17 protein-coding genes are annotated in these 24,966 nt (G+C 62.1%); 5 read left to right on the plus strand and 12 right to left on the minus strand.

The features are described from left to right. Positions 1-216 precede the first annotated feature (216 nt). The 3 genes from HMPREF2996_RS07565 to HMPREF2996_RS07575 are packed head-to-tail and all read left to right on the plus strand — an operon-like array spanning position 217 to position 3,262. Complete coding sequence (locus tag HMPREF2996_RS07565) at positions 217-1,335, plus strand: FecCD family ABC transporter permease (protein ID WP_019176088.1); 1,119 nt, start codon at positions 217-219, stop codon at positions 1,333-1,335. Continuing rightward, positions 1,335-2,429 (plus strand): FecCD family ABC transporter permease, encoded by a 1,095-nt coding sequence (locus HMPREF2996_RS07570; RefSeq protein WP_005325330.1) that lies wholly within the window; start codon positions 1,335-1,337, stop codon positions 2,427-2,429. The genes HMPREF2996_RS07565 and HMPREF2996_RS07570 overlap by 1 nt, the downstream gene beginning before the upstream one ends. 50 nt (positions 2,430-2,479) lie before the next feature. Continuing rightward, a complete protein-coding gene (locus HMPREF2996_RS07575; RefSeq protein WP_246823006.1) occupies positions 2,480-3,262 on the plus strand; it encodes an ABC transporter ATP-binding protein in 783 nt (260 codons plus the stop codon). 10 nt (positions 3,263-3,272) lie between these two features. Here HMPREF2996_RS07575 and HMPREF2996_RS07580 read toward each other — a convergent pair whose 3' ends face one another. Continuing rightward, entirely contained in the window at positions 3,273-3,911 is a 639-nt protein-coding gene (locus tag HMPREF2996_RS07580; RefSeq protein WP_005325329.1) for a DedA family protein, read from the minus strand. 210 nt (positions 3,912-4,121) lie between these two features. Continuing rightward, a complete protein-coding gene (gene rplE, locus HMPREF2996_RS07585; RefSeq protein ID WP_019176091.1) occupies positions 4,122-4,694 on the minus strand; it encodes a 50S ribosomal protein L5 in 573 nt (190 codons plus the stop codon). Between the two features lie 44 nt (positions 4,695-4,738). Between rplE and HMPREF2996_RS07590 the strand changes: the two genes are divergently transcribed. Further along, complete coding sequence (locus tag HMPREF2996_RS07590) at positions 4,739-5,461, plus strand: siderophore-interacting protein (protein WP_141750574.1); 723 nt, start codon at positions 4,739-4,741, stop codon at positions 5,459-5,461. A 97-nt stretch (positions 5,462-5,558) separates the two neighbouring features. Here the strand turns inward: HMPREF2996_RS07590 and HMPREF2996_RS07595 are convergent, their stop codons facing one another. Together HMPREF2996_RS07595 and HMPREF2996_RS07600 are read right to left on the minus strand one after the other, a co-directional pair. Further along, a complete protein-coding gene (locus tag HMPREF2996_RS07595) occupies positions 5,559-6,575 on the minus strand; it encodes an iron-siderophore ABC transporter substrate-binding protein (RefSeq protein ID WP_005291893.1) in 1,017 nt (338 codons plus the stop codon). A gap of 65 nt (positions 6,576-6,640) precedes the next feature. Next, positions 6,641-7,585: a methionyl-tRNA formyltransferase gene (locus HMPREF2996_RS07600; RefSeq protein ID WP_005325328.1), complete on the minus strand. Its 945-nt coding sequence runs from the start codon at positions 7,583-7,585 to the stop codon at positions 6,641-6,643. 77 nt (positions 7,586-7,662) lie between these two features. Between HMPREF2996_RS07600 and HMPREF2996_RS07605 the strand changes: the two genes are divergently transcribed. Then, positions 7,663-8,649 carry an alpha/beta hydrolase gene (locus HMPREF2996_RS07605; RefSeq protein ID WP_246823007.1) on the plus strand — a complete coding sequence of 329 codons (987 nt, stop codon included), beginning with the start codon at positions 7,663-7,665 and terminating at the stop codon, positions 8,647-8,649. A gap of 2 nt (positions 8,650-8,651) precedes the next feature. Here the strand turns inward: HMPREF2996_RS07605 and HMPREF2996_RS12980 are convergent, their stop codons facing one another. From HMPREF2996_RS12980 to HMPREF2996_RS07630, 8 genes are all read right to left on the minus strand, one after another. Then, positions 8,652-11,213, minus strand: a complete 2,562-nt coding sequence (locus HMPREF2996_RS12980; protein WP_256380918.1) for a non-ribosomal peptide synthetase — start codon at positions 11,211-11,213, stop codon at positions 8,652-8,654. A 28-nt stretch (positions 11,214-11,241) separates the two neighbouring features. After that, positions 11,242-12,204 carry a condensation domain-containing protein gene (locus HMPREF2996_RS13070; protein WP_256380919.1) on the minus strand — a complete coding sequence of 321 codons (963 nt, stop codon included), beginning with the start codon at positions 12,202-12,204 and terminating at the stop codon, positions 11,242-11,244. Between the two features lie 18 nt (positions 12,205-12,222). Further along, positions 12,223-19,509 carry a non-ribosomal peptide synthetase gene (locus HMPREF2996_RS07610; RefSeq protein WP_246823008.1) on the minus strand — a complete coding sequence of 2,429 codons (7,287 nt, stop codon included), beginning with the start codon at positions 19,507-19,509 and terminating at the stop codon, positions 12,223-12,225. Positions 19,510-19,609: 100 nt separating this feature from the next. Then, positions 19,610-20,566 (minus strand): SidA/IucD/PvdA family monooxygenase, encoded by a 957-nt coding sequence (locus tag HMPREF2996_RS07615; RefSeq protein ID WP_256375600.1) that lies wholly within the window; start codon positions 20,564-20,566, stop codon positions 19,610-19,612. Beyond that, positions 20,542-21,027, minus strand: coding sequence for a SidA/IucD/PvdA family monooxygenase (locus HMPREF2996_RS13075; RefSeq protein WP_256375599.1), 486 nt, complete (start codon positions 21,025-21,027; stop codon positions 20,542-20,544). The genes HMPREF2996_RS07615 and HMPREF2996_RS13075 overlap by 25 nt, the downstream gene beginning before the upstream one ends. A 79-nt stretch (positions 21,028-21,106) precedes the next feature. Next, on the minus strand, positions 21,107-22,834 hold the full coding sequence (locus HMPREF2996_RS07620) for an ABC transporter transmembrane domain-containing protein (protein WP_011274125.1): 1,728 nt from the start codon (positions 22,832-22,834) through the stop codon (positions 21,107-21,109). Continuing rightward, positions 22,827-24,644 (minus strand): ABC transporter ATP-binding protein, encoded by a 1,818-nt coding sequence (locus tag HMPREF2996_RS07625; RefSeq protein WP_246823009.1) that lies wholly within the window; start codon positions 24,642-24,644, stop codon positions 22,827-22,829. The genes HMPREF2996_RS07620 and HMPREF2996_RS07625 overlap by 8 nt, the downstream gene beginning before the upstream one ends. Then, complete coding sequence (locus HMPREF2996_RS07630) at positions 24,645-24,872, minus strand: MbtH family protein (RefSeq protein WP_011274127.1); 228 nt, start codon at positions 24,870-24,872, stop codon at positions 24,645-24,647. It lies immediately after the preceding gene. Between the last annotated feature and the right edge of the window lie 94 nt (positions 24,873-24,966).

Genomic DNA, 24,966 nt, shown 5'->3' on the forward strand with positions numbered 1-24,966 from the left:
TGAGGTAGGAACTAAACCCAGGACGCTTCACAAGCTTGGAGCTGAGGTGTAGGGTCGGCGCCACTCAGAGCCGATCCCGCCAGCCATATCCATGACTCACACACTCACCTGCACAGCTCCACAATCCCTCCTTGTAGGACTTTGATTAGGCTTACCTTGTTCATATAAGCTTGCTCACGTTAAGATCATGGACTTTCACGCGTCAAGGAGGGATGCATGGCTATCTCTACCCCGCATGCGCAATCCCCTTCTCAATCACACCTGGGGTCTCGCGCGGACGCTACTGCGGACGCTTCTGCCAGCGCTCCATCAGGTAAAATCCCGCGTCGCCTCGTCGGCCTCGGCGTCCTTTTCCTCCTATTGCTCGCCAGCATCGTTGCCAGCATCGTGTTTGGATCACGGCAGATCCCTTTTGGAGAAGTGTCCGCCGTGTTCCGCGATCTCGGCACGGCGTTCGGCCACGCGGAGGGGCTGAATGTGGATCAGCGCGTGATCGTCGAGCTCCGCATTCCCCGCACCCTGTTGGGCCTAGTCGCCGGTGCTGCCCTTGGCGCCTCCGGTGCATTGATCCAAGGGCACACGCGCAACCCTCTCGCGGACACGGGCATTCTCGGCATCAACTACGGTGCGTCCCTGGCCGTGGTTGCCAGCTTCTCCTTGCTGGGTGTGACGCCCGTGTGGGCTACCAGCATGTGGGCGTTCGGTGGGGCCATCGCTGCTACTGCGTTGGTGTTTAGTTTGGCGTCCATAGGAGGAGGACAGGCCAATCCAATGACGCTGGTCCTCGGCGGCGCGGCTTTGTCCGCGGTCCTCAGCGCCATCATCAGCGGTTTTATCCTCACTGACGATGCCAATCTGGATCGCATGCGCTTCTGGACCGTCGGCTCCATCGCGGGCCGGGATCTCACCGTGTTCTACGGCGTGCTGCCGTTTATCCTGGTGGGCCTCCTGCTGGCGTTCATCACGGCACCGCAGCTAAACCTCCTGAATCTGGGCGATGACATCGCCTCCGGACTGGGCATCAACACCCAGCGCGCCCGCCTGATTGGCATGGCTCTGATCGCACTGCTGGCCGGTGCCGCGACAGCTGCCGCCGGCCCCATCACCTTCATCGGCCTGGTGGTCCCGCACCTCGTGCGCGCCATCACGGGCCCTGATTACCGCTGGATCCTCCCTTACTCTGCCCTGACGGGTGCGGTGATGATGCTGTTCGCAGACGTGGTGGGCCGTCTGATCGCTCGTCCGGGCGAGTTGCAAGTAGGCATCATCCTCGCGTTCGTGGGCGCGCCGTTCTTCATCGCCCTTATTTATCGACGCCGGGTGGTGGCCATTTAATGAGTTCCCTCCTTGCCCGCCCTACCTCTTCCACTATCCCTGGGCGCCCGCCATTCCGCGTGGGCTCATTTTCTGTGGTCTGGCGCCCTCGCGCGTTGACGGTGTCTCTATTGCTGCTCGTGGCGATCGTCTTGCTAGCGGCGGTCTCCATCGGCCTGGGTGACTATCCTGTGTCCCCGGCTCGTGTGCTGGAGGTGCTGTTCACCGGCCAGGGCACCCGCATTGAGCGTCTGGTGGTTTTGGATTGGCGCATGCCTCGTGCGCTGACGGCCATTCTGGTGGGCTGTGCGCTGGGATTATCCGGAGCCCTCACTCAGTCCGTGACTCGCAATGCGCTGGCCAGCCCGGATATCTTGGGCTTCACTACGGGCGCGTCCGCGGCCGCGGTCACCGTCATCACTCTGGGTGGTGGCGCTGGTGGTTTCCTCGGCTGGCTCAGCAGCATCGGCATTCCCTTGGCCGCGGTGCTTGGTGCGGCTGTCACCGCAACGGTGATGTGGGCTCTGGCGTGGAGGAGATCGACTGATTCCTTCCGGCTAGTGCTGTTCGGCATCATCATCTCTGCTCTGTTGACCTCGTATATCAACTTCCTGATGATCCGCACGGAGTTGCGCGATGCCGCGGCCGCGCAGTTCTGGCTTACTGGCTCCCTGAGCACTGCGGACTGGTCCAAGATGTGGCCCATCGCCATTGTTGTGTTGGTGTTTACACCGCTGCTGGCCTGGATTGGTCACCAACTTTTAGCCACCTTGCTGGGCTCGGATACTGCACGGGCTTTGGGACAAAACGTCCAGGGTGTGCAGGTGCTTCTGCTCGCCGCTGCCGTGGCTTTGGCAGCAGTGGCGGTCTCGGCCGCTGGCCCCATCGGGTTCGTCGCCTTCGTGGCCCCACAGGTGGCGCTGCGCTTGTGCAACTGCTCTGCACCACCGCTTCTGGCCTCTGCGCTGACCGGCGCTGCGCTACTCCTGCTGGCAGATATCAGCACCCAAACTCTTCTGCCCGTAGAGCTGCCGGTGGGCATTCTCACCTCGGCAATCGGCGGTGCGTTCCTTATTTATTTGCTGGTCCAACGGAATAGGTCAACCACGGCATGAGAAAAGATCCCACCCTGGAAGTTAGCAGTGCCGCGAACAAAGAAGGACACATGACTCAGAAGCACAGCATGAGCGCACGCGGCCTCGCCGTGGGCTACGGCGACCGGACGGTCATCGAAGGCTTGGACGTGGACTTTCCTCGCGGGCAGATCACCACAATCATCGGCCCCAATGGCTGCGGCAAATCCACGTTGTTGCGAGCCATGTCTCGTCTCCTTCCGGCGAATGAGGGCGAAGTGCTGTTAGACGGCGCCGATATCTCATCCATCAGGCGCAAGGACCTCGCACGGACCATCAGCGTGCTGCCACAAACCCCTACCGCCCCGGAGGGACTCAACGTGGCTGATCTCGTCTCGCGCGGTCGGCACCCACACCAATCGTGGATCCGTCAGTGGTCGTCCACGGACGAAGCCGAGGTGCACAAGGCGCTGGAAATGACTGGCTCGATGGGGCTGGCGGAGCGCACCCTGGATTCTCTGTCCGGAGGGCAGCGGCAGCGTGTGTGGATCTCCATGGTTCTTGCGCAGAACACGGACATCCTGTTCCTGGACGAGCCCACCACCTACCTGGATCTGGCCACGTCGGTAGAGATTTTGGAGCTGGTGCAGCGTCTACGCCGAGAGCTGGATCGGACTGTGGTGATGGTGCTGCACGATCTCAACTTGGCTGTACGCTACAGCGATAATCTCGTGGTGATGAAGGATGGACAGGTCCTCGCCACCGGGCGTCCCAGCGAGGTCATTACCCCAGAGCTACTGCTCGAGGCGTTTGCCCTCAACGCGCTAGTCATCGAGGATCCTGTCACCGGCGGTCCGCTGATCGCCCCCAAGTGACGATCAGGGCTTAGTCCTCCATCAGCTCCTGGGCGGGAGTCTTCTTGGACTTCCGCCAGTTGATCATCGCGGAAATCACCACCGGAGTCACAGACACCAGCACGATGACGATGGCGATCATGTCGATGCGATCCGCAATGCCCGGGATATCCCCCAGCAGCACGCCAATGCCGACCATGCTGACAATCCACAGCACTGCACCCGTGACGTTCCATCCCACGAACTTCTTGTACGGCATCTCCGCGGTACCAGCGGCCACGGGAATGTAGGTACGCACGATCGGGATGAAGCGCCCCAGTACCAGAGCCAACGGCCCGTACTTCAGGAAGAAAGCCTCGGCTTGTTCGAGGTGCTCGGTTATGAGGATCTTGGCGTCGGGCTTAAACAACTTGCGGCCAAAGCGGTGGCCGAGCCAGAAACCTACCTGGTCGCCCAAGAACGCCGCGACGATGGCCACGCCCACCAGAATCGGAACGTTCAAGCCCAGCTGATCGCGCAAGATTGCCGCGGTGACCAGCATGGAATCGCCGGGGAGGAACGGGAAGAGCACGCCGGATTCAATAAAGATAATCAGCGCAATGCCGCCGAGCGCCCAGCCGCCAAAGTTCTGGAGCAGGGTGGTGGCGTCCATGAGGTCGCTTAAGTGCACAGGGAATCCCTTCTAGAAAACAACTGGTCTATTCTTACCCCGGTTTCTGACCGGAATACAGGCAGGCGTGCCCGATTGCGCCTGGTTCATAGATAGTCAGCATGAAACGCAGGCATTGCACAGAAAAACCCGCACCAACTTCAACAAAGAAGTGTGCGGGTTTTCTAAGCCAAGTCGCCGAGAGGCCCGGCGTTCAAACAGAAGCGGGAATTACTCGCCGGAGTTCTGCTTGGACTTGAATGGGAAGCCCAGCTCGCGGAGCAGGGCGCGTCCCTCATCATCGTTGGTCGCAGTGGTGACCACGGTGATGTTCATACCGCGTGGACGGTCAATCTTGTCTACGTCGATTTCGTAGAACATGGACTGCTCGTTCAGGCCGAAGGTGTAGTTACCGTGGCCGTCGAACTGCTGGTCAGACAGGCCGCGGAAGTCACGAATACGTGGCAGCGCGACGGTCAGCAGACGGTCCAGGAACTCCCACTTGCGGTCGCCGCGCAGGGTAACGCGAGCGCCGATGGGCATGCCTTCGCGGAGCTTGAAGTTAGCGATAGCCTTCTTCGCAACGCGGATCTGTGGCTTCTGACCGGTGATCAGGGTGAGATCTTCGATCGCACCATTGATCAGCTTGGAATCGCGAGCAGCGTCGCCGACACCCATGTTGACGACCACCTTGGTGACGCCTGGGATCTGCATGACGTTGTCGTAGTTGAACTCAGAGTTCAGCTTCTCGCGGATTTCTGCACGGTACTCGGACTTGAGGCGTGGAGTGTAGTTTTCGCTCATCGTTAGATGTCCTTCCCGGGTCCGGATGAGTTTTCGGTCTACTGATGCCGCCACCGAATCAGCCCTTTAGTTCTCCGGAGGACTTCGCCGCCACACCCATCGAGGGCCTGAACATACGGGCTGCCGTGGCAGCAATGCCTCCCGAAGTGCGGCCCAACCTGCGGTGGTACACCGTGCGCCACCTCGACAAAGCCCGCGGCTTGCTGGCGTTTGACGTCGCTACGCACGGGGTGTCTGCGGAAGATGTCCACTCCACCTCCGGCCCAGGGCTCTCGTGGTGTTTGTCCGCACAGCCGGGCGACCCTGCTGGCTTGTGGACTTGCCAAGGCCTGTGGCATCGCGAGCACCGCACACAACTACTGGTGGCAGATCCCACCTCCCTGCCTTCCATGCGCGCGATCCTAGAGTACCTCGCCACGCTCTATCCCGAACAGCTCGCTTCCACGCACGTCATCGCGGTCACCAGTACCGATTCCGATTCAGAGCCCCACCTGGAAGATTGGCGCAACCGTCTAAGCAGCCTCACCCGGATCTCCGCACCTTCTGACGGTTATGCGCAGGCCATCGCCGAGCATCTCGCCAACATTGACGTTGAGTCCTCGCGCAATCGACAGCACAAGCCCCACCCAGACGTGGACTATGTGTGGGTCGCCGGGGAGGGGGATTTCTGCAAGGTGGTGCGCTCCCACGCCATCAAGACTTGGCAGCTCAACAAGGACAACATCCTGTGGTGCCCTTATTGGTTCGTCGGCAAGGCTCGCCCCTAGCGTGCATCCGTTATCCCCGTGAGTGCCCGTCCCCTAGCCAGCAACAGCAAAACCGCCCCAGCACGTTCATGCGGGGCGGTTCGGCGGTTGATTCAGACTACTTCGTGGCGTCTGCCAACGGCTGCTCGATCTTGTCCAGCAGGTAGTTCAGGCTCAGCACGGTCTGCCATCCGAAGGCCTTTTCCAGGTCGCCTTCCAGGTAGACACTGTGTCCGTCCTTCACGGCGGGCAGCTTGCCCACGATCGGATCCTCGGTCACAGAAGCCTTGCTCTGCTTCGGAGAGTAAGACAGTTGATCCCACACCAGCACGTCAGAGTTGATCTGGTCTGCGTTTTCCTTGGAGACCTCACCGTAGAACTTGTCCTTGGTGATGCCCGCGTAGGCCGGGTTGATCTTGAATCCCAGCTCGGTGAAGAAGCGGCTACGCGGATCGCCCTCGGCAAAGACAGCCAGGCTCTCGTCGGAGACAGTGGCCACGCCGAGTTCCTTTTCGGCCCATTCTGGGTGGCGGCCCTTGAGCTCTGCGAACTTCTCCTTGACCTGCTCCACCTGGCGCTTTGCCTCTTCAGGCTTGCCCACGGCCTGCCCGATCTCTTCCGTGGTCACGTCCCATGGTTGCTGTAGTTCTTCGTATTCGCCCTTTTGTACGACGACAGGGGCGATCTCAGACAGCTTCTTGTACGTGTCTTCATCGATGTCCGAGTACACAGCCACGATGAGGTCTGGATTGTCCTTGGCGATGGCTTCCGCGTTGACTTCTGTGTCCTTGTCGATCCGAGGAGTGTCGCCCTCGATCTTGTCATTGGACCAGTTGCCCGCAGCCTGACCATCCGGGGTCATTCCGTCCCAGTACTTCACGGAGACAGGAGTAACTCCCAGCGCCAGCAGTGCGTCCTGATCCGTGTAGCCCAAGGAGACCACGCGCTGCGGGGCTTCCTTGATTTCGGTGGAGCCGTAGCGGTGCTCGATGGTGGTGGGGAATGCGCCCTGCTCGGCGTTGACTGCCTGGGAGTCCCCGGAATTTCCGGACTGGTCATCAGTCGAGCAAGCGGTCAGTGCCGCGCCCAAGGTCAGCACAGCAGCGGTGCTAACGAGAATCTTCTTGAGTGTCATTTTTCTCCGTTGTTACTGGTGACGGATTTCCGCGCGAGGCGTGGCCCGTACACAAAAGGGAAAGGTCAAACCTTTGGTTGGATATATCCAGCCCTATGTCCAAAGAATTCGGTGGCGGTCAGTTCCGAGTTGTCGTCGAGACGAACACGATCCAGAACAATCGCCGGCGCCGGCACGTTGGCACGGGGCGATCCACAGACCACCGCGATTCCTCCCTCGTGAGGGATGGTGACTCGGCCGGGGGTTCCGCCGAAGCGGCCCTGCGAGACGTGCGCGGAAAGCACGCGGACGCGCTGGCCTCGGAATTCAAAGTAAGCATTGGGGTACGGGTCGGACTGCGCCCTGACCAGCAAGGCGATATCTTCCGCAGGTTGGGTGAAATCTATGCGAGATTCCTGCTCGCCGCGCTTGTGGAAGTACGTAGCGCGGGTGGGATCTTGAGGTTGCGCAGTGGCGGTGCCTTGGGCGACGTCACTCAATGCGCGTTCCACGAGGGGCTCGATGAGGTCGATGGTCTTGGCCACGAGATCCGTGGTGGTGTCCTGCGGACCCACGGGGATCGCGCGCTGGGCAACGATGGGTCCGCCGTCCAGCACTTCATCCATCTCGTGCACAGTGACGCCCACGTGAGTTTCCCGGTTCAACAGCGCCCACAGGATGGGCGAAAATCCGGCGTACTCGGGCAGGAGACCATCGTGGACATTCAATGCGCCGTGCTTGGCCAGGCTGAAAACCTCGGGAGGAAGCCAGGTTCGCCAATTGTTGGCCACGATGATGTCTGGTGCAGCATCGCGCAACGCCTCAATGACGTCTTGACCCACGCGCTCAGTGACACACACCTGGAGCTCATGTTCGCTGGCGAGCTCCTCAACGGAGTCTGCCCACATTTGCTCATAAGGGTGATCGCTGGCAGGGTGCGTAACTACCAAAACTACTTCATGACCAGCATTGATGACCGCAGACAACGTCCGGTGTCCCCACGACTGATAGCCGAAAACAGCAACTCGCATGCAGGGGATGTTAGCTTAGGTTTACCTATGTAGTCAATGATGAAAGTGGCGCAATTTTCATGCCAGACTCCCCGGACGTGACCACCCTTCACCGAATCTCGGTGCCCGCGGATGCGGAAGCCCTCGTTTTCCCGGACCCCTACCGCTCGAACGTCGAGCTCACCGAATCGATGTCCACCGTCGATGTGCGCATCCCGGCGCACTCAGCAGTGACCTATAGCTTTCAATCCGGCGAGCTGAAATATCCCGATCCACATAACGCACACGGCGCAGGCCCACAGGCGAGCCTATTGAGCGGCGATTCTGTGGACCAGACACTCTGGCCGCCTCGCTCCCCAGAAGTCATCGCGGACTTGCCCGGCGCACGCCTGTCCATCGACCGGAAGGTATTCGGCAGGCGCTGCACCGCGCGCCTCGATGACCGCGGTGCGGATACCACCGTGGTGTTTTTGGATGGCGATGACTGGATCCATCTGCATGACCTCACGGGCGCACTGGACCGGGCAGTCACGGCAGGGCTTATCCCCCAGATCAACCGCGTCTTCCTGCCGGCAGCCAAAGACCGCAGCGAGGAGTACACCTCCCAAACATTCGCCAGCGCACTGGCCACCGAGCTACCGCCGATCATCAACAGCAGCCACATAGTCCTGGCGGGGCAAAGCTTCGGCGGTCTCTCCGCCCTGCGCGCAGCTCTTACGGCTTCCACCGAAACCACGCCTGCAATCAAAGGAGCCATCGCCCAGTCCCCTGCCGTCTGGTGGTCCGCTGACCGTTCTGCAGAGCTCGCGGACACGCTCTCGGACGGGCCCGCAGGAGGCGACATTGCCGCACAGCTCACTGGCCCCTCACTCGAAAATCCTACGGCTCACAGTGGCTCCGGTCTGGCACGCATCGTACTGACGTGCGGTGCAGAAGAGCCGCCCATGCAACGACACGTGGATGCAGTGGCCGATGCCCTGACACGCCGCGGCTTTCCCACCACCAATCACCGCACGCCCGGTGGCCACGACCCTGCGATGTGGCGCCACGGGATCATCCCGGCACTCGCCGAATTGCTGGGCTGAATCTACGAGCGCGCCTCCACAAACTCCGCCACGCGCTCGACTGTCCGCAGACCGTAGAATTCGCGCACGCCAACCTCCACTCCCAGCTCTCCACGCAGCAGTGCGCAGAGCTTGATGACCGCCATGGAGTGCCCACCCATGTCAAAGTAATCAGCATCCACCGGCACGTCCTCGGGCTCAATATCTAGCGATTCGGCAAACAGCTCCGCCGTGATCTCCTCGGTTTCGTTCGCCGGTTCGCGGCCCTTCTCCGTGATCCTTTCTCCCTCACCCAGTGCAGCAAGGTCGGTCTTTCCATTCGACGTCACCGGCAACTCATCCACGATCGACCATCGATCCGGGATCATGTAGCTGGGCAGTTCCTCGCGCAATGCATTACGCACGCCAGTCAGGAAACTCTGCCGCTCCCCCTGGTCCGCATCGCGCAGTTGTGGGGCCACGAGGTGACAGGCCAGGAGTGTGGCGTCGGATATACGAACAGGAACGGTCACGCAGTGGAGGATGCGGGGATCAACGCCGCGGGACACGGCGGCCGAGACGTCGCCGGGATCCACGCGGTGACCACGAATTTTCACCTGATCGTCGCTGCGTCCGAGGTACTCGAACATGCCATCCGCACGCACGCGGACGATGTCTCCCGTGCGATACATCCGCTCACCCGGGGCGCCCCACGGGCAGGCGACCATGGAGCTGGCGGTGCGCGCCGCGAGCCCATGATACTCCTGCGCTAAGCCGCTGCCCGCGAGGTAGAGCTCACCCGGCGCTCCTGTAGGAACGGGGCGCAACCACGGGTCCAAAACGAACGCCGCCGTGCGATCCACCGGCATTCCGATCACGGGCGTGGCGCTCTCATCCGTGCCAGCACCCAGGGCGTTGATGGTGTACTCGGTGGGTCCATAGAGGTTGTATCCGCGCACGTCATCGGCCTTTCGCAAGGTCTCCCACACGCCGTGCGAGACAGCCTCGCCGCCCAAGAGCACCAGCCGCGGGCGATGCGCGCCGGATTCCAGCATCCCCTCCGCGAGCAGCTGCTCGGCAACGGTCGGGGTGACGTTGATGACATCCACCTGATGCGCGCGAATGGCCTCAACCATGGCCGCAGCATCGCGTCGCAAATCCTCGGAGAAGATCCGCACCTCGTGGCCTTCCACCAGCCAAAACAGCTCTTCCCACGACATATCGAAGGCGAAGCTGATGGCATGCGCGATCCGCAACGTCCGCCCATCGGCAGCAGCTGGGGCGAAGATCTTGCGCCGGTGATTGTCCAGCATGTTGTGCAGCCCGCGATGCTTGATCACCACGCCCTTGGGCTTGCCGGTCGATCCGGAGGTGTACATCAGGTAGGCATCGTCCCCGGGCACCGCCGCAGGCGTGTGGGTGGTGGCGTGGGAATCGGCAGTGGTGACGTCGACGCAAGGAAGCGCACCGATCCGCTCCATGCGCTCCCGAGAACTCGAGTCCACCAGCGCGGCTGCGGGCTGGCTGTCCTCCACGAGGACCCGGAGCCGCCCATCGGGGTGCGTCAGATCAAGCGGCGCGTAGCGCACCCCTGCCCACAGGGCTCCCAGCAGAGCCACCACCGAATGCGCGGAGCGCTCCACCGCAATGGCGACAGTATCGCCGCTGGTCACGCCGCAATTCTTGATCTTTTCCGCAATGTCGGAACAGCGAGCAATCAGCTCACCGAACGTCCACTGCTGTGCGTCATCCGCTAGCGCGATGCGATCTGGGAAGCGCTGGGCGGTGTCCTTGAGCTCATCCGCAATGGTGCGGTCAATGCCTTCGGCCTTCTGCCAGGAAGCCATCTGCTCCGTCGTGCTTTGCGGGGAAGAATCCTCCGCTCGGGCTGGCGCCAACTGGGCCAGCTGAGCGAGCGGGACCTCTGGTGTGTCCACAAACGCGGTCAGGACTTCGGTCGCGGCCTTGAGCACGGAATGTGCGAGGGACTCGTCCACCACGTCGTGGCGGAATTCCAGCTTGATGCCCAGCTTCGGCCCCGGAGTGAATACCCAGGTCAGAGGGAAGTGCGTGGAATCTTCCGCGCGCTCCTCCACAACCCCGTGGCGTTCCCGAAGTTCCGCTGCTGCCTGCGGATCGAGGAAGTTCTGCACCACCACCATGGAATCGAACAGCGTGCCTACCCCCAGCTGCCGCTGGATGGCGCCGAGGTCCGCGGAATCGTGGTCCATATCCTCGATGCGCTGGCGATAAACATCCTGGACCAGTTCTTCTATGCTCTGGCCGGGCCGAGCTGTCACTCGCACTGGCACTGTGTTGAGCAGCACTCCCACCACATCAGACATGGCGGGGTCGCTCAAGGCATCGCGGCCACTGACAGACTGACCAAACACCACATCCGAATCCCCTGTGACAGCACCCAAGGCCACGGCCACGGCTGCGTTGACCACGGAGGTCAACGTCACGGCCTGCGCCCGGATCTTTTCCTGCAGTGCGCCGGTCAGCTGCTCGCTGACCTCGGCAAACACCTGGCGAGGCAACTCGCTACCAGCGTGCTCTGAAGAGATATCCGCGGCCTGCGGGGCAACGAGCGTGGGCTGAGACAACGTCTCTAGGCGATGTACCCAATAGTCGCTATCTGCCTTGCTCTTTGCGAGTGTCAACGGACTCGAGCAGGGCGTCAGCAATAGAACAACCGCGAGGAACCAACTCTCCCGCACCCTGCGTGCGGGCCTGGCCGGACCTCAACGTCAGCCTCTCGAGGAAGGTTTGCAGCATCACTGCACGCGACCAACCATCGACCAGAACCAGGTGGTAGGTAAGAAGCAGCGTGTCGCCAGGCTGTCCGTCACTTCGGCCGGTGACGATGGTTGCCTTCGCCAGCGGCACGGATGCGAGATCGATGCCCGCGCTGCGATCAGCGTGCATGATCGCCTCGAGATCCCCTTCGGTGGTCTCGACGGGGAGGTCAATGCCCTGTCCACTCCACGGCAAGTTCTGCACGGGTTGGCCGGAAGCATCGGTGTGGAACTCCGCGCCCATGGCTGGATGCACGGTCACTGTGTCCCGGAAGGCTTCCACCACGGCCTCGGCATCCAGTCTCCGGTCAAACGTCAACGCAGTCTGTGCAACGTAGGCACCCGGTGCTGCCACCTGTGACTGGAACCAGATTCCGCGCTGCAGCACGCTCAGCGGAGCGCGGCGTCCTGAGGATTGCTCGCGGCTGACGTGCTCCTGCAACTCGCGAGCAACCTCGCCGATGGCGCTGCGCAAACGCTCGGCGGAAATCACCGCATTCACCACGGACAGCTCCATGCTTACGGCCCGCTCGCTAGACCACACATCGGCCTCCACCAGGTAATCCGTCCACTGGCAGGCGGCATCGCCCGGCGCGTGGAGGACAGCGCCAGTCTCTCCCCGTCCGAGGTAGTTGACCAGGATCTGTGCCCCATGGGCCAGGGTTCGCTGCCCTTGCGGGTGTGTGTATCGCAGTGCCTGATAAGTGCGGCGGTCCGGGGCTGTGCCGTCCTCGTGGAGCGCGCGCATTTCCGCTGCGGCACGTGCTGCATCCGCTGGATCAGCCAACGGGATTTCCACCGGCGCGATGGTGGTAAACTATCCGAGGGTTCGACCATAGGAATGATCAGCCGGACGTCCGTGGCCTTCTACGTCCACGGCCCAGCTCCGCGCGTCCGTGCCCATTGTTCGAGCCACCGCGACGGTCACCAGTCCTGCCACGAGGTCCTGAACGTCCACACCCATCACGTCGGGTGCAACGCTCTGCAGGACCTGCGCGGTCTGTCCGTCAATGTTCACTTCGAGCGTGCTCACATGATCCGTACTCCACTGGTTCGAGTCCTCGACGGGCCGTGGCAGCGTAGCCAGTTCACTCCAGTGCAGGGCATCCTGAGCTGCTGCGGTGTGAGCATCGTGCAGTTCTTGCAGGCAAAGATCCTTGTAGCTCGCCTGCCCGGAGAGAATCCTGCGCCCTGCGAGCGCATCGCGCAGATCGTCTTCCAGAATCATCCAACTGGCGCTATCGATCACCGCGTGATGAGCAACGGCCTTGACGTACCCATCCACACACCCGAGCACCACGCTACGACCAGCAGCAATATCGATGTGATCGATCAATGCATCCACGTCCAAAGCCCGCACAACCATAGGGCCGTCTCCCTCGGCACCAACAAAGTGCGCGAACGCAGAACTGGTGTCCACGCGCGTACGAAGCATCGGATGTGCCTGCGCTACCTGCTGCAGGGCCTGTTCCAAGTCCTCCACAGCGACTGGCCCCAGATCCAAGCGGCGCGCCTGCACAAAGCGGTCGCTCATGCCTCTTTCCATCTGCCTGCGCAGCATCGCCGGGATGGGGAAAGCCCCCGAGATCTCCTGGTGCCCGTCCTTGGGCAGGGCTTCTTCCTGGCTCTGCCTTGTTTCCTGGATTTTCTGCTGGGTGGCCTGCGGCGTGACCCGCTCGGCAATCTTGCGTGGCGTGCGGCCCAAGAAGAAGTCCCGCGGAGTCACGTTGAGATCAGCGCGCGCCAGCGCGTGAGTAACGCGGATGGCAAGAATACTGTCTCCACCTAAGCGGAAGAAGTCCGAGTCCGGCTCCACCTCGGCGCGGTCCAAGCGAAGTGCATCAGCAATTGCCTGCGAGATCGCCTCCACCAGATCCGAGGTGCCCGAAGCCTCCTGAGCAGCAGGAATCTCACCCAGAAAGTCCAGGATCGCGCGCTCATCCCGCTTGCCATTGATGGTCTGCGGCACCTGCGTACTCACCGCGAATAGCTGCGGAACCATGTAGGCAGGGAGCGCGTCTCGGGCCGCTGCGGCAGCTCGGGAGGTGATCGCCTTTGCGTCGGCACGAGAATCCGTAATCAACAACGCACCTGGCACCTGGCCTTCGGGCAGATCGACGACCACCACGGTGGCCTCCCGCACACCGCTGACCTTCTCCAGCGCGCTCTCGATCTCCCCCAGCTCCACGCGATAACCGCGCAGCTGCACCTGCCTATCGGCGCGGCCCACGTAATCCAGATGACCGTTGTTCAGCACCTTTGCCATGTCATTGCTGCAGTACATCCGCGCGCCGCCGCCAACGAAAGGATCGGCCACGAAGCGGGAGGCCGTGGTAGAAGCAAGCCCCCAATAACCCGCGGTGACCTGCGGCCCGGCAACGTACATCATGCCGGTCTCTCCAGGCTGCACCGGCTGTAATTGCGCGTCCAGAACATAGGTACGCAACCCGTCCATCGGGCGGCCGATCGGGCTGCGGGCCTCCCCTGCATTCTCGGAGCATTCGTGTGCTGTGACGTGCACTGTCGTCTCCGTGATGCCATACATGTTGATAAACCGAACATTCGGATGAGCACTGCAGTAGGCAGCCTCTGCGCGGGCCTCCAAGGCCTCGCCGCCGAAGATCACCGTGCGCACCGCAGAGTCCTGCCCGAGGTGCGGCTCCAACGCGGCAAAGGCGGTTGGGGTCTGGCTCAGCACCGTGATGGCTTCGGCACGCAACACCTCTGCGGCATCCTCGGGCGAGCGCATCAGCGCATACGGCATCACCACGGCACGCCCGCCGGAGCTCAGCGCTGCCCACATCTCCCACACCGAAAAGTCAAAGGCGAAGCTGTGGCTGATCGACCACACGTCCTCCTGCGAAAACTCCACGTGGCTGCGAGCATTGCCCAGCATCGCGGTCACGTTGGCGTGTGTGACGGCCACGCCCTTCGGCCGCCCTGTGGAGCCGGAGGTGTAGATCACGTAGGCGATGTCATTGGCACGGGCCACGCTTGCCGACCGGCCCGCAGGCGGCTTCGCTTCCCCGCTCATCGTCTGTTCACTGACCACGAGGACGGGACAATCTACCAGCTCAGAGACCATTTTTTCCGCGCTGGGAGACACCAGCACGGCATCGGGCTGGCAATCCTCCAGGATCAATTCCACCCGCGCTTGCGGGGACAACGGATCCACGGGAACGTAGGTGCCGGCGGACATCGTGGTCGCCAGAATGGCCGCAACCTGCCACGCATCGCGCTCCATGAGCAGGGCTACTCTCGGGGTGTGGATGGCAACCTTCCGGTCCAGCACAGCGCGTATACGCTGAGCGGCGTCGTCTAGTTCTTCGTAGGTCCAATGCTCCGCAGCACCGTCTTCTCCGATGCTGGTCAGGGCGGGCCGGTCGCGGAAATGTTCGAAGCTGCGTCGCCACAAAGAAGGAAGCGTGTCCACACCAGATACCGCACCCAACGCCTCTGCAACCTCACCCACGGTCGCCACCGCACCGGATTCAGACAGCAAAGAATCCACACTCACCGCGAGCATCTGCGCGATCCTTTCGGCACGTACCTCGGTGATTCGCTGCGGATCGTAGATCAGGCGCAGTGGGTGCTCAGCGGAAGGGTTGACCACGACGGACAGGGGAAAGTGCGGCGCGCCATTGTTGCGCACGTCAGCAACCTGTAGTGGCGAGCCGGGGCAGCCCACGTCCTGTGGAGATAGCGGCACCTCCACCACCATCAACGTATCCAGCAGTTCGCTGGCGTTGGTTCCCAGGTCGCGGGCAATATCAGCCAGGCTGACGTGCTGCACATCGCGGACCTGATTGTTGTGATGGACCATGGCGTGCAGCATGCTGGTCACCGGCAGGGTGGGATCAGATTGCCCCGGCGCGACCACCGGGATGGTGTTGAGCTGCATGCCCACGGCATCGGCCACGCCAGGAACGGGAATGTCGCGGCCGGAAACGGAAGTGGCAAACACCACGTCAGCCCCAGGTTCGCAGCCCACCAAGGTGCGAAGGACCAGCCCCCACGCCGCGTGCACCACATCCGGCAGGCCCACACCCGCTGCCCGAGCACGCTCAGACAAGCCAACAGTCCGCGGATCGTCTACCAGCAACTCCCGGCGCTCGAGCGAACTCGAAGGATTAGGGCACAGCACCGTGGGGCGTACCTCGCGCATTTCCTCGCGCCAGACGGACATATCGGCTTCCGCGTCTCTGCGCGCCACCCATCGCACGCTGCCGGCCATTCCGGCGTCCGGGTCGTAGCGCGGGATCCGGGCATCGTCATCCCGGTAGATCTCCAGGAGATCCCGCAGCATGATGGGCACGGACCATCCGTCGGCGATCAGGTGATGCACCGTCTGGATCACGGCGATGTCCTGGCCACACACCGCACCATCGACACTGGTCGGGAGCACAACGGTCCATCGCATGAGCGGCTCGGGCGCGGCATCACCGGGCGGCTGCAAGGAGATTCCCCGCGAGATGTCGTCAGCGGCAATCTCCTCCGCACGCTGCGCGAGCCAACCCTCCAATCCAGCCTCAGCCAACTCAGCAGGCACCGTCACCTCCCGAAAGTCCACCCGCAGATGCTCGGCAATCCCCGGATCAATCACGGCAACCACATCGCCACCGTCAGTTTCCCAAGGGCGGGTGCTCAGTGCGGGGTGGCGTCGGATCAAATTACGCGCAGCGCGAGCGAATCGCTCCCGGTCAAACGGTTCGCTGCATTCCACCCGCAAGACCTGTTGCTCCACATACGAACTGGCCGATTCCTCGAATAGCGAGTGGAAGTACATGCCGTGCTGCAGCGGGGTCAGCGGCAGCACGTCCTGCAGCTCCGCGGAGCTCTGTGCAGTGATTCGTGCCAGGTCCGCAGAGTTCACGGTTGCGGGGGCAACGTCGCCCACGGACAACACGCCGTGATCGGCAAGCGCTGCCACCTCGCGCAATGCCACATCCCAGTGCGCGACCAATTCGTCGATCCGTTCGGGGGAGATCCTGCCGCGCGCCCAGGAGATCGTGGTGCGCAGGACGTATCCCTCGCCGGTGTCTTCGGCGATCGCGTTGAACTCCAGCTCGCGGACCAACGGCTGGTCCGGGTCGCGTTGCTCGCCGAGTTGGCCGGTGGAACCCGCGGGAGCGAAATCTTGTGCTCCTGCGGATACGCGCCCCAAGTAGTTGAACAGCACCTGTGCCTGCGGAGGGGTCTTCGCGGACTGATGCAACCAGGTGTGGGCCTGGTAAGGAACGCCGTTGCCGGGGATGGCCGCGAGCTGGTCTTTCACTGCATTGAGTGCCAGCGCTAGCGGCGCGATGTGGCCCTCGGTCGCCGCGGAAGCCTCCTGCACTGCCGCCCGGGTGGGGTCGATCAGCATGGGATATAGGCAGGTGAACCAGCCCACGGTGCGTGAGAGGTCCGCTTCCCTGCCCTGTGGCCCGGGTACGAATCGGGTTTCGCGGCCGTGCCCCTCCATCTCCACCAGGGTCCATGTTTGTTTGTTTCGACGCCAACGCGCCAACGCCACGCTCAATGCCGTAAGCAATACGGAATTCGCCCCCGTGCGGAAAGCGTGGGGCACCGCACCCAGTAATTCGTCCGTGATCTGCACTGATGCCTCATGTACCACGCTGCGCTCCTCACGGACTGTGGGCGCTTTCTCGGGACTATCAGCAAGCGCTGGCACCTGCGGGTCCCGCAGAGGTTCATCCGCACTCGGCAATGGAGGCAGGGAACTATTGGCATCCTCCGCGAATTCGCCAGTATCAACGGCCTGTTGCAGCAGCTGCGTCCATCGGCGCAGGGACGTCCGCTCCGGCGCGAGCTGTTCCCCGCGATACGCCGCGGCGAGGTCCTCGCCGATAATGTTCCATGACACGCCATCGACCACCAGGTGATGCACCACCAGGCGCAATCTTCCGGGCACCAGCCCAGCCGCTACCACCACTCCGACTGCCGGATCCAGCAGTTCAGAAAGCGCAGCGATGTCCGTGGTGGGGTGGATCGCCACCGCTTCTTCGCCAGGACCCTCCGGGAGTTCCAGCCGCAAGGGATTCCGCTGCACACGGGCCCGCAGTGCAGGGTGCGCCTGCAGCACGTCAGCCACCATTCGCCCGGCCAGCTGCGCATCCACATCTTCTGGAACTGAAAACTCCACGGACTGAATGAAGCCGTCCACGTGATCAGTAATGGAATCGAACCAGCGCAGAATCGGCAGCGACTGCACCTCACCGGTTGGTTCATCGTCTGGATCCTGCACGAAGGTTCCGCGCTCTTCGGCGCACCGAGCCAGTTGCTGTGGAGTGCGCGCAGAGAAAATATCTCCCACACTCACCTCCACCCCGCGCCGTCCCAGAGCCGAGACCAGGGTGATGGCCCGCAGGCTATCGCCACCGATATCGAAGAAGTCCGTCTCCGCACCCACCGCGCTAACCCCCAATGCTTCAGCCATTGCCTCCGCGAGCAGAGCAACGGTTTCCCCGTCACGTTCAGCATCGGCCGGGGCATCAGTGAGCGAGCTCCAATCAGGTTCCGGCAGTGCCTTCCGATCCACTTTTCCGTTGGCCGTCCGCGGCAACTCATCCATGACGGTGATAATCGCGGGCACCATGTATTCGGGCAGTACCTCGGCACACCAACTACGGATCGCAGCACCCACGAGGCCCGCAGTCACCGTCACGTAGCCCAGCAGTCGCCCCTCCCGAGCAATCACGCTCGCCGCCTCCACATCTGGGTGTCCCACCAGCGCAGATTCCACGTCCTCCAACTCCAGACGCATGCCACGGATTTTCACCTGATTATCGGCCCGCCCCACGAATTCCAGCGAGCCGTCGTTGTGCCGGCGCACCAGGTCTCCCGTGCGGTACATCCGGGTTCCGTCCGACGCAAACACATCCGCAACAAAGCGGCTGGCCGTGAGTCCTGGGGCATTGATATACCCCTTGGCCAGCAGGAATCCGGCCACATAGAGTTCACCAATTTCTTGGTCTGGAACCACCCGCAGGTGCTCATCGAGCACATAGAGCCGACAGTTGGGATTGGCCACACCGATGCTCGTGTTGAGGCGATCCTCGTCGTCACGGTAGATGACGTGGGAGACACCGATGGTAGCTTCCGCTGGCCCGTACCCGTGGTACAGCGGGATGGCCAGCTGCTGGCGAAAGCGACGGAACAGCGCCTGGGTGAGCATCTCTCCGCCACACCAGACATGCCGCAAGCTGTCTAATAGATTCGTGCCTTCGGCCTGTTTGAGCATGACGTCGAGAACACTCGAAACCAGATACGCAAACGTCACGCCCTCGCGATGGATGAGGCGGGCCAAGCGTTGGGGGTCTTGCTCCACGCCCGGCGCGGCCACCACCACGCGGCCCCCGCAAACCAGCGGCAGGAAGATCTCATTGATGGAGATATCAAAGGCCAGCGGTGCCTTGAACAGGGAGGCATCATCGCGGCCGAAGAACAGGATCTGATCGCGCTGCCAGAGCAAGCGCTCCACGATCGCACCGTGGCGGATCATTGCGCCCTTTGGGCGGCCGGTGCTGCCAGAGGTAAAGATGACGTACGCAACGCTGTCCGTGGACGGCGGGGTGAACAGCTCGCGGGTGGCATCGAGGTCGAATAGCGCGTCTTCGGTGAGCGCGCAGTTGTCCGGCGTGAGTACGAAGCTCAGGCTGGCATCGTGGGTGACGGATTCCCGGCGCGCCTGCGGCCACGAGGGGTCTAGCGGGACAAAACTGCCACCGGCGAGCAACGTGGCGACGATACCCACCACCATCTCCGCGCTGCGCGGCAGGGAGATTCCCACACTCTGACCAGCGTCAATACCGTGTTCCCGCAAATTTCGCGCTACAGCAGTTGCATGGGCGACGAGCTGCGCATAGGTCAGTCTGTGCCGGTCATCCACCACTGCGAGCGCATCCGGGGTCTCCTGCGCATGCTGCAGGAGCAGGCTAATCAGGTCCGGGCGATCGCGATCCTGATCCGTGTCATTCCATATGCGCTGCTGGGCGATCCGATCCTGTTCACTGCGGCCATGACCGATGACGGCGCCGCCATCTCGAGAAGCAAGCGTATCGCCAGAGGAAAACGGAGTGTGAGCAGACGATCGGGTGGGCACAAAGAGCCTTTCGGTTGATGGGGAAACAGGGAATCAGACGCGGATGGCGGACGTCGGGCTAGGTGTCAGCCAACCTCAAGCGGAGCACGGCTCGGGAAAATCAGCCTGCGATCAGGTGCGAAGAATCCCGATGTTGCTCGGAGCGGAGATCTTCATCCGCCGGCGCACGATGCGTGCGTTGCTGACCCGTGATGGCCTCCACCAGTTCCCCGGAGCGGGTCGCGATGTTGGAGAGCAACGTGGAACCGAGTCCATGCGTGGCCTCAGTTGCTCCCTGCACGAAGAGTCCTGGCACGCGCTCGCCATTGAGCACGGCGCCGTAATCCCTAGTGACGGTGAATTCTTCACTGCCGTGACTATCAGCGTGAATCCCCGCAAGACCGCGAGATCGGAAGCCCGTGGCGCACACCACCACGTCAAAGTTTTCTGTCACCACGTCTCCGGTTACTCGGTGGCGAATGTCCACGTCGACGCTGCCGTCGGAACAATTACGCGCACCGAGCACCTCCGTGGTCCGGCGAATATCGAGCCGCTGACGCCCGGTGACGCTTTCCCGATACTGACGGTCGTGGAGCTCATCGAGGAGCTCAGATTCCACGCAGGCGTAATTGGTGTACCGGTGGCGGATCAACAGCTCGTTGCGGATCGCATCGGGCGCATGGAAGAAGTCATCAACGGCCTCCGGGTCGAACACCCGATTGGCGAAGGGGCTGTCATCGGCGGGGATGAAGCCGTAGCTGTTCAAGCTGCCCGTGACGGTATCGATATGCGGGCAATCGTGGAAGTACCGGATGGCCTCGGCTGCGGACTGGCCCGCGCCGATCACCAAAGCTCGGCGGATATCCCACCCACTGTTCAGCAGCTTCTTGGTGCGCGGGAGCAAATCGATGTTGTGGAAGATGCGCGAGGTGTCCAAGGAGCTGTCCTCTGCCCACGCAGGCATCTTGGCTTCCAGCCCGCGGGCAACCACCACGTTGCGGCAGCGAATGGACTCCGACTGCTGAGCTCGCTGCCCTTCGGACTCACCGCTTCCTAACTTCCTGCGGACGTGCACCACAAACGAGCTCCGTCTGCGGCCAGTTCCGGAAGCGTCTCGATGGACGTCACGGTGGTGTTGTACTGCGTGTCCACGGTGATGTGATCCGCGATCCATCGGAGGTAATCGGCGAATTCCACGCGTTCCGGGGTGAAGGTTTGGCGGTTAATGAAATCAATCAAGCGGTCGCTGTGATGCAAGTAGTTGATGAAGCTGAAGCGGCTCTGCGGATTGCGCACCGTAACCAGGTCTTTAAGGAAGCTGATCTGCATGTTGGATCCTTCGAGGAGCATGCCTGGGTGCCAGTTGAATTCCGGGCGGGCTTCCACAAAGAGTGCATCGAGTTCTGGAGCTTGCTCTTCGATAGCTACCGCGAGCCCGAGGTTTCCGGGGCCGATGCCGATCCCGACGATGTCGCGGACGGAATTTTCGTGGGTACTGCGCTCTGCGGATGTCTGAGCTTGACGATCGATGATGGTCACTATGACCTCTCTGTAGGATGCGCCAACCAACTTCTTAGGGTAGGCAATGCAAAGGGTAGGCTAACCTATCTTCTATTGCTCAACAACCCCCTAGCGGGAATTGCTCACCCCGCGTCCGCAAACTCCCAGCTAGAGGCTTCACATCAACTACGTCCTCGGCTACCGACTGGAAGGCCCTCCCCACACACAGGACCACCGTGGTACGCCCGCGGCGAATATCTCTCACCGCACGCGCCACTTTCATGCCCGTCATTGAATCCACTGACGAGACCGGATCAACCATCACCAACATCTCCGGCTCAGCCAGTAGCGCTCGTGCCAATCCCAGCCGCTGCCGCTGACCACCGGAAAGATTGCGCGCACCTTCGGTCAGCTCGTGATCCAATACCCCGGCTGAATGAGCCGCCCCCGGCGCCAGTTCATCGAGCCCTAAGGCGTTAAGAATGTCTACTGCATCCTCCGCCCTGCCCTCTCCAGAGCTCCGCAGCACCGCCTGCCCCACTGTGTCCCCAAACAATGCCGGCTTCCGAGGCTCGGCAAGCACAGCGGAACGCACATCGTCTACCGAGATCTCGCAAATATCGCGCCCCCGGATCCACAGTTGTTGAGTTTGTGGCCTAGTCAGGGAGCCAAGCTCCATCGACTCCCCCGCGACCAACGCATCCACCAGAGCATCTGCCCATGCGGCTGAACAGTGCACCACCGTCAGTCGCCCCTCTGCGAACGCCACGGAAGCCTGCTCTGATCCCTCGACCTCGCCGTCTCCTTCGGCCTCACCGTCTCCACCGCGCATGGAAATGGCAGGCGTGCCAATCTGAGCAGATGGCACGCCCTGCCCCTCACGCAGCCGCTGAGCTTCCGCCACGCGCTGCAGCCTCCGAACGGAAGCCCTCGCCAATCCAATGAAGCGCGGCATTCTGCTGCACTGCCGCATCGGCTCCGCGATAAATTGTGACAGCGCCACCACGGTGACCAACTCCCCCAACGTCACATCGCCGGAAATGGTTCGATAGCCCGCGTACAGGCCCACCGCACTCAGCAACAGCACATTGCTGCCCATCGCCACGGCTTCATAACCTCCGCTGACCCACGCGAGCTTCCGAGCATCCGCACACGCCTCTTCAGATTTACGCGCATATCCACGGTAGGCCGGATGCGCGCCAGCCACTCCCGAGATCACCGGCAGCCCCTGCAGAATGTCGGTCATGCGCGCGGTCACTCGCGCGAGCAGAGTTTGTTGCCGCTCCGCGCGGCGTTCAATGATCTGAGACAGCCGGTGCAGGACTATCAACACCACCGCGCTGAGCACCAACACCACCACTCCCAGTGGCAGATCAATCAGCGCCAGAACAATCGTGCAGAAAATGGCTCCCACCAGCGCACTGATCCCCACCGGGACCACTTCGATGATGTCTACCGCCTGCACCACGTCTTCACCCACCACCGTGGGCAATTCCTGGCGAGGCAGACTGTCCGCATCGTCGGAATGCCCACCATGGCTCACCACCTGCGAGGTGATGCCTGCCCGCAATTCACATACGTTCCGAGCCGACGTAGCCTGCAGTATCCGGAACCCTGTCTGCCAGCTCACAGACACCGTCGCCAGCGTAGCGCCTAAGGCTGCGATTCCACCCACCAGGTGCCACACATTCTCGCTAGCGATAAGACTGTGCGCCAACCATCCCAGTAACACCGCAATCATGGCTTCTGCCACGTGGTAGATGCTCAGCAACAAGCCACTCAGAGCCATCGCGCGAGAATTTTTTCTGACCAGCCCGCGCAGCGTCACCACCTTGTTGTCAGACACGCGCCTGCCTCCCCTGCTCATTCCAGGCGGTCCACATATCGGCATATGTTCCGTTTCTTGCTGCCAGCTCCTCGTGCGTACCTGTTTCCACCACGCGCCCGCGCTCCATCACCACCACGCTATCGGCGGAGGTTGCTTGGCTGAGCCGGTGCGCAATCACCATCGCCGTCCGTCCGCGGATCGCCGCGCGGGCAGCGTCCTCCAAGGACATCGAAAAGGCCTCGTGTGATTGCTGTGTTTCCTCGAGGTCACCGTCATCTTCGGCCGTTGATTCGTCAAGAATGACGACGCCAGCCCGAGACAATGCCACCCTGGCCAGCGCCAGACGCTGTGCCGCCACCGCATCTACGTGCAGGCCCCCTTCGCCCAGCATTGTGTCTAAGCCCTGCTTGTCGCCATGGGACAAGGATGTGCACCAATCTTCCGCACCGGTTCGGCGCAGCGCATCCCATATTTCTGCGTCGCTGGCACCTTCGGCTGCCAGCAGGAGATTATCGCGCAAACTCATCGCGAAGACGTAGTTTTCCTGGGAGGCAACGCAAAAGATCGAGCTTCTTTCTTGCGCACTCATTCCCACCACGTCGCACCCCCCAACGGTGATCACACCCGGCTCTGCCATCTCGAGGGTTCCAGAGACAATTTCCGCAACCGTGGACTTGCCAGCTCCCGATCCGCCGACCACGCATACCGTGCACCCCGCAGGGATGTGGAACGCCAAGTCATGCAAGATCTCTGGGCCATCCTCGTACCGATAATTCAGGCCCTTGACCTCTACAGCTGGACTCTGCCGATGCGAGGAGTAGTCATCAATCGGCTGTGGCGTATCCGCACCCGCGCAGCGAATGAGTCCCACGATGCGCCCCAAGGCCGCCCCGCTGCGCTGCAGTTCATCAAAGGTGAACAGAATCGTGCCGATCGGCACGAACTGACGGTGGAACAGAATCAACGCTGCCGAGATCTCGCCCACCGTCACCGCATCTTCGCGGAAGAGCAACCAGCCTACGACAGACAGGGCTGACAACCCCATGAACTCCGCGAAGTTCTCCCGCGCCACCAGCCCGGAAAACACACGAAACGCAGCGATTGATTCGTCCCGCGAAGCCTGCGCGTAGCGCCTGGTGAGACCTTGGCGGCTATCCACCAGCCGATGCGAACGAACCGAACGAATGCCCTCCATAGAACCTTGCAAGGAACCGATGACACCGGCTTCTAATTCGCGTTGGCGTCGATACAAAGGGGCAGAACGAGGAAGATACCATCGCAACCCCAGCGCATAGAACGGAATCCCGCACAGCCCCGCCAACGCGAGGCGCCAATCCAACCCCGCTATTCCAGCGCTGGCCACCACGACCATCACCAGCGCGCTGAGGGTCGATGGAACCGACTTGCGGGCACTGCTCACCAGCGCGGCGACATCCGCACCAACTCGGCCCAGCACCTCTCCCCGGCCCAGGGACTCCACCGTGGTGGAAGGCAGATTCAGCACCGCGGCGACGGCGCGCTCACGCAACTTCGCAACTACCTGGGCAATCGTCACACCCGTCAGCGCCTCCGCAAGGCCAGCGACAACGGCAGTACCAACACACGCCACGGCAGCCCACACAATCACCTTCAGCACGCCAGACTTGCCGTCACCGGCGGCTACCGCATCGATGACGCTGGCCAGCAGATAAATGGGCGCCAGAGAGAGCAAGGCACCGGCGAAAGTGAACAGCACCGCACTAATTGCTGGAGTTGCGGTGCGACGGAGCAGGCGGCCAATCTCCGCAGCGGACTCACCAGGCGAAGCAGTGGGAAGTACGGCACTCACTTAAGCGTGAGACTTTCCTGCCGGTTGCAAGGTGGTCCACTCGCGGTCGATGAACTCCATCGCCTCGTCCCGCGATACCCCGCCGTCTACGCCACGGGAAGGGTCTCCCAGAGCCACGGTCCATCCGTCTGGCACGGCGGCGAACGTAGGCCACAACGAGTACTGTCCCTCGTCGTTGATAAGGGCGAAGAAGCTGCCCTGTTCGTCATCAAACGGGTTGCTAGACAACACGCGCTCCTTGTCTCATGATGCGGAAATAACGGGTTTATGGGCTGCGTTGGCCAAAGTGGTTGAAGCGTCCTGGGTTTAGTTCCGCTTCTTT

This window comes from Corynebacterium sp. HMSC066C02 (assembly GCF_001814945.1).
GTDB classification, from domain to species: domain Bacteria; phylum Actinomycetota; class Actinomycetes; order Mycobacteriales; family Mycobacteriaceae; genus Corynebacterium; species Corynebacterium aurimucosum.